This is a genomic window from Mesorhizobium wenxiniae (assembly GCF_002284535.1).
In the GTDB taxonomy this organism is placed as follows: Bacteria; Pseudomonadota; Alphaproteobacteria; order Rhizobiales; family Rhizobiaceae; genus Mesorhizobium; species Mesorhizobium wenxiniae.
Genome location: NZ_NPKH01000025.1, coordinates 42,019 through 56,007 on the forward strand (window position 1 = coordinate 42,019; position 13,989 = coordinate 56,007).

General features: G+C 62.9%; 14 protein-coding genes. 9 read left to right on the top strand and 5 right to left on the bottom strand.

The features are described from left to right. Nucleotides 1–302 precede the first annotated feature (302 nt). From CIT31_RS21110 to CIT31_RS21140, 7 genes are read left to right on the top strand one after another with little or no spacing between them, the layout of a single operon-like run. A complete protein-coding gene (locus CIT31_RS21110) occupies nucleotides 303–383 on the top strand; it encodes a potassium-transporting ATPase subunit F (RefSeq protein ID WP_095520228.1) in 81 nt (26 codons plus the stop codon). Between the two features lie 42 nt (nucleotides 384–425). Beyond that, the gene (kdpA, locus tag CIT31_RS21115; protein WP_095520229.1) at nucleotides 426–2,129 is read left to right on the top strand and encodes a potassium-transporting ATPase subunit KdpA; all 1,704 of its coding nucleotides are present in this window, start codon (nucleotides 426–428) and stop codon (nucleotides 2,127–2,129) included. Nucleotides 2,130–2,154: 25 nt separating this feature from the next. After that, nucleotides 2,155–2,361, top strand: coding sequence for a hypothetical protein (locus tag CIT31_RS21120; RefSeq protein ID WP_095520331.1), 207 nt, complete (start codon nucleotides 2,155–2,157; stop codon nucleotides 2,359–2,361). Further along, on the top strand, nucleotides 2,358–4,451 hold the full coding sequence (gene kdpB, locus CIT31_RS21125; protein ID WP_095520230.1) for a potassium-transporting ATPase subunit KdpB: 2,094 nt from the start codon (nucleotides 2,358–2,360) through the stop codon (nucleotides 4,449–4,451). The genes CIT31_RS21120 and kdpB overlap by 4 nt, the downstream gene beginning before the upstream one ends. A 12-nt stretch (nucleotides 4,452–4,463) precedes the next feature. Continuing rightward, a complete protein-coding gene (gene kdpC, locus CIT31_RS21130; protein ID WP_095520231.1) occupies nucleotides 4,464–5,033 on the top strand; it encodes a potassium-transporting ATPase subunit KdpC in 570 nt (189 codons plus the stop codon). A gap of 52 nt (nucleotides 5,034–5,085) precedes the next feature. Continuing rightward, entirely contained in the window at nucleotides 5,086–7,803 is a 2,718-nt protein-coding gene (locus tag CIT31_RS21135; protein ID WP_095520332.1) for a sensor histidine kinase, read from the top strand. After that, nucleotides 7,800–8,492 (top strand): response regulator transcription factor, encoded by a 693-nt coding sequence (locus tag CIT31_RS21140; protein ID WP_095520232.1) that lies wholly within the window; start codon nucleotides 7,800–7,802, stop codon nucleotides 8,490–8,492. The genes CIT31_RS21135 and CIT31_RS21140 overlap by 4 nt, the downstream gene beginning before the upstream one ends. A gap of 122 nt (nucleotides 8,493–8,614) precedes the next feature. Here CIT31_RS21140 and CIT31_RS35295 read toward each other — a convergent pair whose 3' ends face one another. Continuing rightward, entirely contained in the window at nucleotides 8,615–8,968 is a 354-nt protein-coding gene (locus CIT31_RS35295) for a hypothetical protein (protein ID WP_245316421.1), read from the bottom strand. Between CIT31_RS35295 and CIT31_RS21150 the strand changes: the two genes are divergently transcribed. Both CIT31_RS21150 and CIT31_RS21155 read left to right on the top strand, forming a co-directional pair. Next, the gene (locus CIT31_RS21150) at nucleotides 8,955–9,197 is read left to right on the top strand and encodes a hypothetical protein (protein WP_245316422.1); all 243 of its coding nucleotides are present in this window, start codon (nucleotides 8,955–8,957) and stop codon (nucleotides 9,195–9,197) included. The two genes, CIT31_RS35295 and CIT31_RS21150, sit on opposite strands and share 14 nt — an antisense overlap. 132 nt (nucleotides 9,198–9,329) lie before the next feature. Continuing rightward, a complete protein-coding gene (locus CIT31_RS21155) occupies nucleotides 9,330–9,839 on the top strand; it encodes an NUDIX hydrolase (protein ID WP_095520234.1) in 510 nt (169 codons plus the stop codon). Here the strand turns inward: CIT31_RS21155 and CIT31_RS21160 are convergent. Genes CIT31_RS21160 through CIT31_RS21175 form a run of 4 tightly spaced genes read right to left on the bottom strand, consistent with a single transcriptional unit; the run spans nucleotide 9,815 to nucleotide 13,944 of the window. Then, nucleotides 9,815–10,666 (bottom strand): citryl-CoA lyase, encoded by an 852-nt coding sequence (locus tag CIT31_RS21160; protein WP_095520235.1) that lies wholly within the window; start codon nucleotides 10,664–10,666, stop codon nucleotides 9,815–9,817. The two genes, CIT31_RS21155 and CIT31_RS21160, sit on opposite strands and share 25 nt — an antisense overlap. Before the next feature lie 13 nt (nucleotides 10,667–10,679). Then, nucleotides 10,680–11,864: a CaiB/BaiF CoA transferase family protein gene (locus CIT31_RS21165; protein ID WP_095520236.1), complete on the bottom strand. Its 1,185-nt coding sequence runs from the start codon at nucleotides 11,862–11,864 to the stop codon at nucleotides 10,680–10,682. A 15-nt stretch (nucleotides 11,865–11,879) separates the two neighbouring features. Further along, a complete protein-coding gene (locus CIT31_RS21170; RefSeq protein ID WP_095520237.1) occupies nucleotides 11,880–13,403 on the bottom strand; it encodes a tripartite tricarboxylate transporter permease in 1,524 nt (507 codons plus the stop codon). Between the two features lie 4 nt (nucleotides 13,404–13,407). Continuing rightward, nucleotides 13,408–13,944, bottom strand: a complete 537-nt coding sequence (locus CIT31_RS21175; RefSeq protein WP_095520238.1) for a tripartite tricarboxylate transporter TctB family protein — start codon at nucleotides 13,942–13,944, stop codon at nucleotides 13,408–13,410. Nucleotides 13,945–13,989 lie beyond the last annotated feature (45 nt).

The window sequence follows — 13,989 nt, forward strand, 5'->3', positions numbered from 1 at the left end:
GCTGAGATCACGACAGCGAAATCCCTATAGAATTTTCATTTCTTTCCTCTTCGCCACGTCTCGAACCTTTATGGTGTTTCGAGCCATATTCTACCTGAAACACATCTCGGTCACTCTGCCGTTGTGGCGGGGTGCTTCCGTATGATTTCGGACCTGCCGTCTGCAGGTGAAGCGAGAATAAAGCGAAGAATTAGGAACACGCGCGATGGACATCATCGTTCTCGGAACAGGGTTTTTGTTTTTTACCCTGTTCTTCGCCTTCATCAAAGCCTGCGACAGTCTTTAGGCTGAAGGATCGCAACATGCTTGTCGACTATATCCTCGGTGGCGCTGTGACCTTGTTCCTTCTCGCCTACCTGACATACGCCCTCGTTCGCCCATAACGTTTCTAACGGCAACTGGCGAAGGCACGGAAAGCTACACCTATGACTTTCAACGGATGGATACAGATCCTCGTCTATTGCGGGATCGTTTTTTTGCTCGTGAAGCCGCTCGGCGGCTACATGTATCGCGTTTTCAGCGGCGACCGCACATTCCTCTCGCCGATTTTGGGTCCTGTCGAGCGACGCCTTTATCGCATCTCGGGAACCAGCGAGCGTGAGGAGCAGCACTGGACCACCTATGCGGCGGCCCTGCTGTTCTTCAACCTGGCCGGTTTCCTGGTGCTCTACGGCCTGCAGCGGCTGCAAGGCAGCCTGCCTTACAATCCGGCCGGTATGACCGCCGTCGAACCCGGGCTCGCCTTCAACACCGCCGCCAGTTTCATGACCAACACCAACTGGCAGAACTACGGCGGCGAAAGCACGATGTCCTATCTGGTGCAGATGGCCGGCCTCACCGTGCAGAACTTCCTGTCCGCGGCGACCGGCATCGCCATCGCAATCGCGCTGATCCGCGGGTTCACCAAGGCCTCCGGCAAATCGATCGGCAATTTCTGGGTCGATATGACCCGGTGCACCCTTTACCTGCTGTTGCCGCTCTGCATCGTGCTGACGCTGGTCTATGTTTATCTCGGCATACCGCAGACGCTCAGCGCCTATCTCGACGCCACAACATTGGAGGGCGCGCGGCAGACGATCGCGGTCGGGCCAGCCGCCTCGCAGATCGCCATCAAGATGCTCGGCACCAATGGCGGCGGCTTCTTCAACGCCAATGCCGCGCATCCTTTCGAAAATCCCGACGCGATCTCGAACCTGATCCAGATGGTTTCGATCTTCGCGATCGGTGCGGCGCTGACCAACGTCTTCGGCCGCATGAACGGCAACCAGCGCCAGGGTTGGACGATCTTGACCGCGATGGGCCTCCTGTTCATCGCTGGCGTCGCCGTCTGCTACTGGGCTGAGGCGTCAGGCAATCCGCTGGTTCATGCGCTGGGCATCGACGGCGGCAACATGGAAGGCAAGGAAACGCGCTTCGGCATCGCTTTGTCTGCCCTGTTTGCGGTCATCACCACGGCCGCGTCCTGCGGCGCCGTCAACGCGATGCATGACAGCTTCACCGCGCTTGGCGGCATGATCCCGATCATCAACATGCAGCTCGGCGAGGTCATTGTCGGCGGTGTCGGCGCCGGCCTCTACGGCATCCTGATGTACATCGTGATCGCCGTGTTCGTCGCCGGACTGATGGTCGGACGCACGCCCGAATATCTCGGCAAGAAGATCGAGGCCAAGGAGATCAAGATGGCAATGCTGCCCATTCTCTGCCTGCCGCTGGCGATGCTGATCTTCACCGCCATCGCGGTGGTGCTGCCGACAGGCGTCGCTTCGATGGCCAATGCCGGCCCGCACGGCTTCTCCGAGGTTCTCTATGCCTACACCTCGGCTGCCGCCAACAACGGCTCGGCCTTTGGCGGCCTGACCGGCAACACGACCTGGTACAATGTCACGCTCGGAATCGGCATGCTGATGGGCCGCTTCCTGGTCATCATCCCGGCTCTGGCGATCGCCGGTTCGCTGGTCGCCAAGAAGACAGTGCCCGCCTCCGCCGGCACCTTCCCGACCGACGGGCCGCTGTTCGTCGGGCTGCTGGTCGGCGTCATTCTGATCGTCGGCGGCCTCACCTTCTTCCCGGCGCTGGCAGTCGGACCGATCGTCGAGCACCTGGCTGGCATCCACGGGCAGACATTCTGAAATGGCCCCACTTTGGATCAATGTCATGGCCTGGTTCGAAACCATACGCCGCAAGATTCGACATCGAGCCGATCAGAAGGGGGCAACCCCGCCTCCTTTCCCGACCATGTCTACGTTCTTCGGCATTGCGGCCGTCATGATCGTGATCTGGCTGCTGGCCTCCGGGCATCTTCGTTCGGCATACGATCGATCGGCGCCATTCAACAACATCGATGCTGGAGCCACTAAATGAGCCAGTCCAAATCCGCTGTTATCATGGATGCCCGCGTCCTGCTGCCTGCCATCGACGGGGCTTTCAGGAAACTGAACCCGCGCACCTTGATGCGCAATCCGGTGATGTTCGTCGTCGCTGTAGTCTCGGCGCTCACGTCAGTCCTGTTCGTCAAGGATCTTGTCACTGGTGGCGGCAATCTCGGCTTCTCGCTGCAGATCATCATCTGGCTGTGGTTCACCGTGCTTTTCGCCAACTTCGCCGAAGCGGTCGCCGAAGGCCGAGGCAAGGCGCAGGCCGATTCGCTGCGCAAGGCGCGCACCGAGACCCAGGCCAAGCTGTTGAGCGGCGACGACCGCACCAAGTTCAAGCTGGTGCCCGGCACCAGCTTGAAGGTCGGCGATGTGGTGCTCGTCGAGGCTGGCGACATCATTCCGTCGGACGGCGAGGTGATCGAAGGCGTCGCTTCGGTCAACGAGGCGGCAATCACCGGCGAATCCGCTCCGGTGATCCGTGAATCCGGCGGCGACCGTTCGGCGGTCACCGGCGGCACGCAGGTTCTGTCCGACTGGATCCGCGTGCGCATCACCGCGGCCTCCGGCCATACGTTCCTCGACCGCATGATCTCGCTGGTCGAAGGCGCCGAGCGCCAGAAGACGCCCAACGAGATCGCGCTCAACATCCTGCTCGTCGGCATGACGCTGATCTTCGTGCTGGCGACGGCGACGATCCCGAGTTTCGCCTCCTATTCGGGCGGCTACATTTCGGTCACCGTCCTGGTCGCCCTGTTCGTCACGTTGATCCCGACGACGATCGGGGCGCTGCTTTCGGCCATCGGCATCGCCGGCATGGATCGCCTGGTGCGATTCAACGTGCTGGCGATGTCGGGCCGCGCCGTCGAGGCGGCTGGCGACGTCGACACGCTGCTGCTCGACAAGACCGGCACGATCACGCTCGGCAACCGCCAGGCGACGGCATTCCGCCCGGTCAAGGGCGTCACCGAGCAGGAGCTGGCCGACGCTGCACAGTTGGCCTCGCTTGCCGATGAAACGCCGGAAGGCCGCTCGATCGTCGTGCTGGCGAAGGAGAAATACGCCATCCGTGCCCGCGACATGGCAACACTGCATGCCGCTTTCGTGCCCTTCGCCGCGCAAACCCGCATGAGCGGCGTCGACATCGATGGCTCGTCGGTTCGCAAGGGCGCGGTCGATTCGGTGCTCGCCCACGTCAATCAGTCGACCGTCGCCACGCATGGTAGGCGCCCCAGCAGCGACACCGTCCGCGACCTTCAGGCGATCGCCGACGACGTCGCCAAATCCGGCGGCACGCCGCTGGCGGTCGAGCGCGACGGACGCCTTCTCGGCGTCGTCCATCTCAAGGACATCGTCAAAGGCGGCATCAGGGAACGCTTCGCCGAACTGCGCAAGATGGGGATCCGCACGGTGATGATCACCGGCGACAATCCGATGACGGCGGCGGCGATCGCGGCGGAGGCCGGCGTCGACGATTTCCTTGCCCAGGCGACCCCCGAGGACAAGCTGAAGCTCATCCGCGACGAACAGGCCAAAGGCAAGCTCGTCGCCATGTGCGGCGACGGCACCAATGATGCGCCCGCCCTTGCGCAGGCCGATGTCGGCGTTGCCATGAACACCGGCACGGTCGCCGCACGCGAAGCCGGCAATATGGTCGACCTCGACAGCGATCCGACCAAGCTGATCGAGATCGTAGAAATCGGCAAGGCGCTGCTGATGACGCGCGGATCGCTGACGACCTTTTCCATCGCCAACGACGTCGCCAAGTATTTTGCCATCATCCCGGCCATATTCGCCGTCTTCTACATCGCGCCGGGGCAAACCGCCGGTCCGTTGCAGGCGCTTAACATCATGCATCTCGCAACGCCGCAGAGCGCCATTCTCTCGGCCATCATCTTCAACGCACTGATCATCATCGCGCTGATCCCGCTGTCGCTGAGAGGCGTCAAATATCGCGCGATTGGCGCGGGCGCGCTGCTCAGCCGCAACCTTCTTGTCTACGGCCTCGGCGGCATCATTGTCCCCTTCGTCGGCATCAAGGCGATCGATATGGCCATCACCGCGCTTGGCCTCGCATAAGGAATTAAGTCCATGCTCAAGCAAATCAGACCCGCGATCACCATGATCGTTTTCTTCACCATCCTTACCGGCCTGATCTATCCGATCGGCATGACCGGCATCGCCCAAGCCCTGTTCCCGCGCCAGGCCAACGGCAGCCTGATTGAGAAGGACGGCAAGATCGTCGGCTCCGAACTGATCGGCCAGGCCTTTGCCAGCGAGCGCTATTTCCGTGGCCGCCCGTCGGCAGCCGGCGACGGCTACAACGCCGCCGCTTCGAGCGGTTCGAATCTCGGGCCGACCAACCCCAAGCTGATCGACCGCATCAAGAGCGATGCCGACAGGCTGAACGTGGAAAATCCGGACCAGCCGGTGCCGGTGGATCTGGTCACGACTTCAGGCAGCGGCCTCGATCCGCATATCAGCCCCGAAGCCGCCTATTTCCAGGTCGCCAGGGTGGCCAGGGCCAGGGACGTCGATGAAGCCAGGGTCAAGTCCCTTGTCGACAGCCATATTGAGGACCGCGAGCTCGGCTTCATGGGAGAGCCGGTGGTCAATGTGCTGGCGCTCAATCTGGCGCTGGACGAGGCCACAAAGCAATGAATGGTGGGCCGGGGATCGACACCATCCCCGGCGCCATTCATGATCGATTATGATGCAGGACGACAGCCGCAACGAAACCAGACCCTCACCTGACGCGCTGCTTGACCATGCGGAGCGGGAGGCGCGCGGTCGTCTGCGGATATTCCTGGGCGCAGCACCCGGTGTCGGCAAGACTTATGAAATGCTGATGTCGGGCCGTGCAAGATTGGCCGACGGGGTGGACGTGGTGATCGGCGTCGTCGAGACGCACGGGCGGAAAGAAACCCAGGTGCTGGTCGACGGCTATGAGGTGCTTCCCCGTCGCCAGGTCGACTACAAGGGGCGCATCCTGGAGGAAATGGATCTCGACGCCATCCTTGCCCGGCTTCCAGCGCTGGTCCTCGTCGACGAGCTCGCCCATACCAACGCGCCGGGCAGCCGCCATCCCAAGCGCTATCTCGACGTTCAGGAAATCCTGACGCACGGTATCGACGTCTACACGACGCTCAACATCCAGCATGTCGAAAGCCTGAACGATGTCGTGGCGCAGATCACGCGCGTCAGAGTGCGCGAGACGGTTCCAGACTCCGTCATCGACCAAGCCGACGACATCGAGATCATCGATCTCACTCCCGACGACCTGATCAAGCGGCTCGAGGAGGGCAAGGTTTATATCCCCAGCACCGCCCAGCGCGCCATCGAGAACTATTTCTCGCCGGGCAATTTGACGGCGCTCAGGGAACTGGCGCTCCGCCGCACCGCCCAGCGCGTCGACGAGCAGTTGCTGACCCACATGCAGGCCCACGCCATACCCGGACCCTGGGCGGCGGGGGAAAGGGTTCTCGTCTGCGTCGATGCTCGTCCGGGCGGGGCGGCCCGTGTCCGCTATGCGCGGAGGTTGGCCGACCGGCTCCGCGCCCCCTGGACGGCGCTTCATGTCGATACCCCTCGTTCAGCCGCGATGTCGGAGGAGGACAAGGATCGGCTGGCGACGCTGCTGCGCCTTGCCGAGCAGCTCGGCGCCGAGGTAACGACCATTCCAGGTCAGAACGTCGCGCAGGACATCGTTCGCCATGCGACCGCGAACAACTTCACCCATATCGTGATCGGCAGGCCGACCCGATCGCGCTGGCGGGAATTGATCGAAGGCTCGCTCACTTATGATCTCATCCGAAATGCCGGCGACATCAGCGTCCATGTCATTTCGGGAAACGAACGCAACGCCGAGGCGACGTCGAGGACCGTCAAGGCGGCGGACGAACAGTGGCAATTCGAGATCTGGCCCTATCTCAAGGCCACGGCCTATGTTGTTGGCTCGCTCGCCTGCGCCCTCCTTCTCCACCAGTTTCTCGACGTCCGCAATCTGGCGATCATCTTTCTCATCGGGGTCCTGACGTCGGCGGTGACCGGCGGTCTCTGGCCGGCCTTGTATGCCTGCCTCATCAGCGCCATTGCCTTCAACTATTTCTTCCTGGAACCACGCTACACGCTCACGATCCACGATCCGGAGAGCATCGTTGCGCTGGCTGTCTTCCTGGTTGTTGCGGTCATTGCCAGCAATCTGACGGCGCGTGTGCAGCGGCAGGCGGTCGCCGCCCGATCACGGGCACGCGCCACGGAAGATATCTATCTCTTCTCAAAGAAGCTCGCCGGCGCCGGCACGCTGGACGACGTACTGTGGGCCACAGCCTTCCAGATTGCCTCGATGCTGAAGCTGCGCGTGGTGCTGCTTTTGCCGGAGAATGGTTCGATCACCGTCAAGGCCGGCTATCCGCCTGACGACACGCTGGCCGAGGCAGACATCGCAGCCGCCCGTTGGGCCTGGGAGCACGATCGCGCTGCGGGCCGTGGCGCCGATACGCTTCCCGGGGCAAAACGCCTATATCTTCCGCTGCGGACCGGGCGCACCGCTGTCGGCGTCGTCGGCCTCGACAACGACAAGCAAGGCCCGCTGCTGACTCCCGAACAGAAGCGCCTCCTCGACGCCCTCGCCGATCAGGCGGCAGTCGCCATCGAACGCATCCAGCTTGTTGCCGACGTCGACCGGGCCAAGCTCGAGGCCGAGGCGGACCGCCTGCGCTCGGCGCTGCTGACCTCGATTTCCCATGATCTGAAAACGCCGCTGGCCGCCATCATGGGCGCCGCCGGTACCTTGCGGGAATTTGCGCCGGCGCTTCCCGAAGCGGACCGGGCGGACCTGCTGTCGACCGTGCTCGACGAATCGGAACGGCTGAACCGCTTCATCGCCAATTTGCTCGACATGACCAAGATCGAATCCGGTGCGATGGAGCCGAACTACGCATTCCACTATGTCGGCGATATTGTCGGCACCGCCTTGCATCGAGCCAGAAAAATCATCGGCGAACACAAGACCGAAATGGACATTCCCACGGATTTGCCGATGTTGAGGGTCGATCCCGTCTTGTTCGAGCAGGCGCTGTTCAACCTCCTCGACAATGCCGCTAAATACGCGCCGCCAGCTTCGACGATCCGCCTGCAGGGCTGGGCCGACAATGGTTTCGTCATCGTGCAGATCATGGACGAGGGGCCAGGCATTCCGCCAGCGGACCTGGAGCGCATTTTCGACACGTTCCACCGGGTGCGAAAGGGCGATCAGGTCCGTGCCGGCACCGGGCTCGGACTCTCGATCTGCCGCGGCTTCATCGAGGCGATGGGCGGCACGATTTCGGCGGCCAACAGGACCGACCGCTCGGGTGCGGTTTTCACCATCAGGATGCCGGTACCGGCAGACCAACATGTGAACGAACCCGACATGGATGACCTGCCATGACGAACCTGGACGTCAGGATATTGGTCGTCGATGACGAACCGCCGATCCGCAAGCTGCTCCGCGTCGGCCTTGGCAGCCAGGGCTATGCAATCAGCGAGGCGCCGAACGCCAAGGCGGCGATCGAACTCATGGAGACGGAAAGGCCGGACCTGATCCTGCTCGATCTCGGCCTGCCCGGCATGGGCGGCCACGAATTGCTGCGCAAATGGCGGGATGACGGCCTGGATGTTCCCGTGGTCATCCTGTCCAGCCGCACCGACGAGACCGGCATCGTCTCGGCACTTGAGCTCGGCGCCGACGACTATGTCATCAAGCCGTTCGGCATGAACGAGCTTGTCGCGCGCATCCGCGTGGCGCTCCGCCACAAGTTCCAGCAGCAGGGTGAGAAGCCGGTCTTCCACACCGGCGATCTCACGGTCGATCTGGTGAAGCGCATCGTCACGATCGAGGGCAGGGAGATAAAGCTCTCGCCGAAGGAGTACGACATCCTGCGCATCCTCGTGCAGCACGCCGGCAAGGTTCTCACCCACCAGTTTCTTTTGAGGCAGGTCTGGGGCGATTCGACCGACGTGCAGTATCTCAGGGTCTATGTGCGGCAGCTCAGGCAAAAGATCGAGAAAACGCCCGACCAGCCGCGTTACATCACCACCGAAACCGGCGTCGGATATCGTCTGCGCGAAGTGGATTGAATATAATCCTGGTGGACAACGCTCAATCGGCCGAGAGTTCCGCGGTTCGAGAAAGCGCGCCGCTGGAGCCGGCCAATGAGATGGGAAAGCTGATCGGCTAGCCTGTATCGAGCGCGACCGCATTAATTCTCAAAAATGGTGGCGGCCTTGAGCAGCGGCGTGATTTTCGCGTTGAATGCCACGGGCACCAGGCAACCGGCGGCCGGACAAGTGCTGAGCTGCAGGATGCCCTCAAATTCTTGTCGCCGATCTCGAGATTTATCCCCTTGCCCGGCACGCATGGGTCGGCCGGCTTTTGATTTCCGGTAACTCAACCCGCCAATTCCGCCCCGCGAGGCTTTAGCCATGGCATCACCGGGCAAATGCCCTATATGATTGGAGGCTCCAGTTTGGTGCGGGAATGAATGGATGTCGCCGCTTCGCCCATCGACGATCTTCATGTCGGCAATGCTGGCAACAGCGATGCTGTCGGACACGGCTGTCTCCGCGCAGATCGTCACTCCCGCCAACCGCAACGCGCTGGTCCTGCAAAACGAATTGCAGATGCTGGAGAACAGGCTGCGGCGGCAGCGATACCAGCAGCAGCAACAGCAGTTCCGTGCCCAGGATCGCGAGGTGGCGCCGCAACGGCCTGATATTCAGCAGATGAGGCCTACGTGCCAGTTGCGGCGGTCGGGCAGCCGCTTTATCAGCACCTGCCGCTGATGAGCCGACGCTTTTCATTTATTTAGCCGGCTTATAGCCTTGAATACCGCTCCACTTGAAGTAGCATCAAAGGCGGTTTGATTTTCGCAACGTGCCTTTGTGCTTGGGCACTGCCCTGATTGGATCTCGGGAATGGCAGCCACCAAGAAGAAGGTTGTACGCAAGGCGAGGAAGGGCGAGCATATCCGGCAGGTCGCGGCGATTCCTTTTCGGCTGAGCGAGCATGGCAACGTCGAGGTGATGCTGGTCACCTCGATATCGACAATGCGCTTTATCGTGCCCAAGGGCTGGCCGATGAAGGGCAAGAGTGGGCGCAAGGCAGCCACCATCGAAGCGCAGGAGGAAGCCGGCGTCCTCGGCAAGACGCTGAAGCAGCCGGCCGGCACCTATTCCTACTGGAAGCGGCTGACAAACCGCTTCGTCCGCGTCGACGTCATCGTCTACCTGCTGGCGGTGACGGAGGAGCTGGCCAATTGGCAGGAAGCCAAAAGGCGGCATCGAGCATGGCTGACGCTGGCAGACGCAGCAGCGCTTATCGACGAGCCCGATCTTTCAACGCTGCTGAAGAACTTGAAAGTTCCCCATCCAGCGCCCGCTGGCGAACCTGAACCAAGGCCTCATTTGGAGTCGTCATCTCCCTGAGGAAAAGGCCGCACCGGCGTGCCGGTATAGGCCCACAACCATTCGCGCGGCAGTGGTCCCTTGTTGCGGCCGCTCTGTTGCGACTGTTCCCACGCATGCGCCAATATGCCGACCGAGCGCGAGAGCACGAAAAGGCCGCGTGTCAGCGGCGGCGGAAAGCCGAGCTCGCCATAGAGGACGGCGGTGGCGCCGTCGATGTTGAGCGGGATCTTCTTGCCCTTGCGCCGCGTGACATCGGCCTCAACAGCCTCGGCGATGTCGGCGAAACGTCCACTGATGATGCCGCGCGCGGCAAAATCGCGGGTCAGCTCAATGAGGCGCGGCGCCCGCGGATCGACCGGGTGGAAGCGGTGCCCGAGCCCCGGCACATAGGATTTTTCCTCGGCGAAGATACGATCGAGCCGCGACGCGACGGCATCGGCAAGCGTCACTCCTGCGTCCAGTGCCGCGGCGATGTCGCCGTAGAAGGCAAGCGCCTGCTCGCCAGCGCCGCCATGCACGTCGCCAAGCACATTTATGGCTGAGGCCATGGCGCTGTTGATGCCGACGCCGCAGGTAGCCGCCATGCGTGCGATGGCGATTGACGGCGCCTGCGGCCCGTGGTCGACGGCGGCACCGAGCGCGATGCCGAGCAGCGCCGCCTGCTCCTTACCAGGCAGTTCGCCGCGCAGCATCAGCCAGATCATCGCCGGAAAGCTGACGCGGCCGATCAGGTCCTGGATCTCATAGCCGCGCAGCCGGATCACGCCAGGGCGCATTTCGATGATATCGGTCTGCCACCATTCCTCGCCGCGCTCGCGGCCGGTTTTTTTCCCAACGTTGCTCATGTCCTCGCGTCGCTCATCCCTGCGCCCTTTTCTTGACGCGCGGCGGCAGACCGGCAAACACCTCGTCCATATGCTCGCCCAGCGCCGGCGGCGGCTTGGTCGGCAAGGGTGCCGCACCATCGACCATGAACCCGCCGCGCACGACGGTCAGCGGCCGGTCGATACTCGGCATGCCATCGAAACGGGTGGTCATCTCGCGCTCGATCACTTGCTGCTCGGCCAGCACTTGCGGGATCGTCAGCACCCTGCCCGCCGGCACGCCTGCGCGATTGAGCGTCTCCTCCCAGGCTGCGGCCGAGCTGTTCGCCAGGGCATCCTCGATCAGTGCCTTCAGGGCGATGCGGTTGCGCTTGCGCGTCTCGCGCTCGGCAAAGCGCGGGTCTGACGCCAGCTCCGGCAGCCCGACCAGCCGGCAGAGCGCCACGAACTGCTCCTGTTTGTTGGCGGCGATGTTGAGCAGACCGTCGCCGGTGCGAAATGTCCCGGAAGGTGCAGCCGTCATGTTCTCATTGCCCATCGGCTGCGGCTCGACGTCAGCCGTCAGGTAGTTGGAGACCGGCCAGCCCAGCGCAGAGAGCGTGCATTCGAGCATCGACACGTCGAGGAAGGCGCCCTCGCCTGTCGTCTTCTGCTTCACGAGTGCCGCGGCGATGGCGAACGCCCCGACCAGCCCGCCCAGCGTGTCGGCGACCGGATAACCGACACGCAGCGGCGCGGTCTCCGGTGTGCCGGTGATGCTCATGATACCTGAAAGGCCCTGGATGATCTGGTCGTAGGCAGGATTGTCGCGCATCGGCCCGGTCTGGCCGAAGCCCGAAATCGCGCAATAGACAAGGCTGGGGCGGACCTCCTTCAGCCTCGCAAAGCCAAGCCCCAGCCGGTCCATCACGCCGGGGCGGAAATTCTCGACCAGCGCGTCGGCGGAGGCGACCAGATCGAGAAAGCGTTCGCGACCGGCCTCTTGCTTGAGATCGAGCACCACCGATCGTTTGCCGGCGTTCTGCGCCAGGAACGAAGCGCCCATTCCGGCACTGTTGAGTTCCGGCGAGCCGCCGAGCTGGCGCGCCAGGTCGCCGCCTTGCGGCGCCTCGACCTTGATCACGTCACCCCCGAGCAGCGCCAGCTGATAGGCGCAGTAAGGGCCAGCCAGAACATTGGTCAGGTCGAGGACGCGGATACCGGACAGCAGATCGGTCATGATCTCACAAACAGATCAGGCATCGCCCGGCACATGCTCGGGTCCACGCCTGCGCCTGTGCTCGATGTAGGCCCAGATATGCGGCCCGATCAGCCCGATGAACGCAAGCGTCAGCAGCGTCAGCGACAGCGGATGCGTATAGAACACCGACCAGTCGCCGTTCGAGATGGTCATTGCCCGGCGGAACTGGGTCTCGGCGAGTGGCCACAGGATCATGCCGATGATGACCGGCGCCGTCGGGAAATCGAAGCGCCGCATCAGGAATCCGGCCCCGCCGAGCAGATAGAGGATGACGAGGTCGGTCGGCGACTGCGAAATACCGTAGGTGCCGACCGTGGCGAACACCAGGATGCCGGCATAGAGCTGCGGCGCCGGGATTTTCAGCAGCCGCACCCACAACCCGATCAGCGGCAGGTTGAGGATGACGAGAATGATGTTGGCGATGAACAGGCTGGCGATCAGCCCCCAGACCAGATTGGCCTGCGTCATGAACAGCATCGGCCCGGGGTTGATGCCATAGCTCTGGAAGGCCGACAGCATGATCGCGGCCGTCGCCGAAGTCGGCAGGCCGAGCGTCAGCATCGGCACCAGCACGCCGGCGGCCGATGCATTGTTGGCGGCTTCCGGCCCGGCAACGCCTTCGATGGCGCCCACCGTGCCGAACTCCTCCTTGTGTTTGGAGAGCTTCTTCTCGATAGCATAGGACAGGAAGGTCGGGATCTCGGCGCCGCCGGCCGGCAGGGCGCCGATCGGGAAGCCGAGCAAGGCGCCGCGCAGCCAAGCCTTCCACGAGCGTGCCCATTCGACCGCCGTCATGTAGAGCGAGCCCTTCAGCGGCACGATCTCGTCCTTGCCGGCATAGCGGCGCGAGGCCATGTAGAACGTCTCGCCGACCGCAAAGAGGCCGACGGCGACGACGATCACGTCGACGCCGTCGAGCAGTTGGCTCATGCCGAAGGTGAAACGCGGCTGCCCGGTCTGCAGGTCGACGCCGATCATGCCGATGACGAAGCCGATGAACAGGCTGGTCAGGCCGCGCACCGACGACGAGCCGAGCACCGCCGAAACCGTGATGAATGCCAGCACCATCAGCGAAAAATATTCGGCCGGGCCGAAAGACAGCGCGAATTTGACCACGACCGGGGCAAGGAAAGCGACACCCAGCGTGCCGAGTGTGCCGGCGACGAACGAGCCGATCGCCGAAGTGGCGAGTGCCGCGCCGCCGCGGCCGGAACGGGCCATCCTGTTGCCTTCCAGCGCAGTGACGATGGTTGCACTTTCGCCCGGCGTGTTGAGCAGGATCGATGTCGTCGAACCACCATACATGGCGCCGTAATAGATACCGGCAAACAGGATGAAGGATGCTTCCGGTGCCACCTGATAGGTGATCGGCAAAAGCAGCGCGATGGTCAGCGCCGGTCCGAGGCCGGGCAGCACGCCGATCGCGGTCCCCAGTGTCGTGCCGAGCAGGCACCACATGAGATTGACCGGCGTAAAAGCGACCGAAAATCCGTGCGCAAGATGGCTGAGCGTTTCCATGGCTTCAGCCTCTCAACATACGGATAATCGAATCGAGACCCGTGTTCAGCTGGTTCTCGATGAAGCCGGCGCCGATATTGACGCCGAGCGCCCTGGCGAAGCCGAAATAGGCGGCAAGCGCCAGGATCAGGCCGAGCAGCACATCACGCAGCGGATGTCTGCTGCCGAACCCGTGGCAAATGAGAACGAACATGATCACCGAGGCCGCGGTGAAGCCAAGCGGCTGGATCAGCACAAGGTTCGCGACCAATCCGACGGCGACGATGCCCATCGCCTTCCAGTCGGTCGGCGTTTCCTTTTCTTCCTCCGGTTGCCAGCCGCCCCGCAGGGCAGCGACGATCAGCAGGAGGGAAAGGATCGTCATGCCGACCATGGTGATGTAGGGGAAGACGGTGGGGCCGACCTTCGAGTAGAGCGGCGACACCGGAATCGACAGGGTTTGCCAGGCAACTGCGCCGGCGCAGGCGAGAAGCCCGATGCCGATCAGCAATTCGGGCACGGCAAGGCGCGGCCGCGCCGCCTGCTGGTCGGTGGTGCTCATGATCGTCCTCCCTGGATAGGCCGGTCTCCCACAGCCGACCTTACC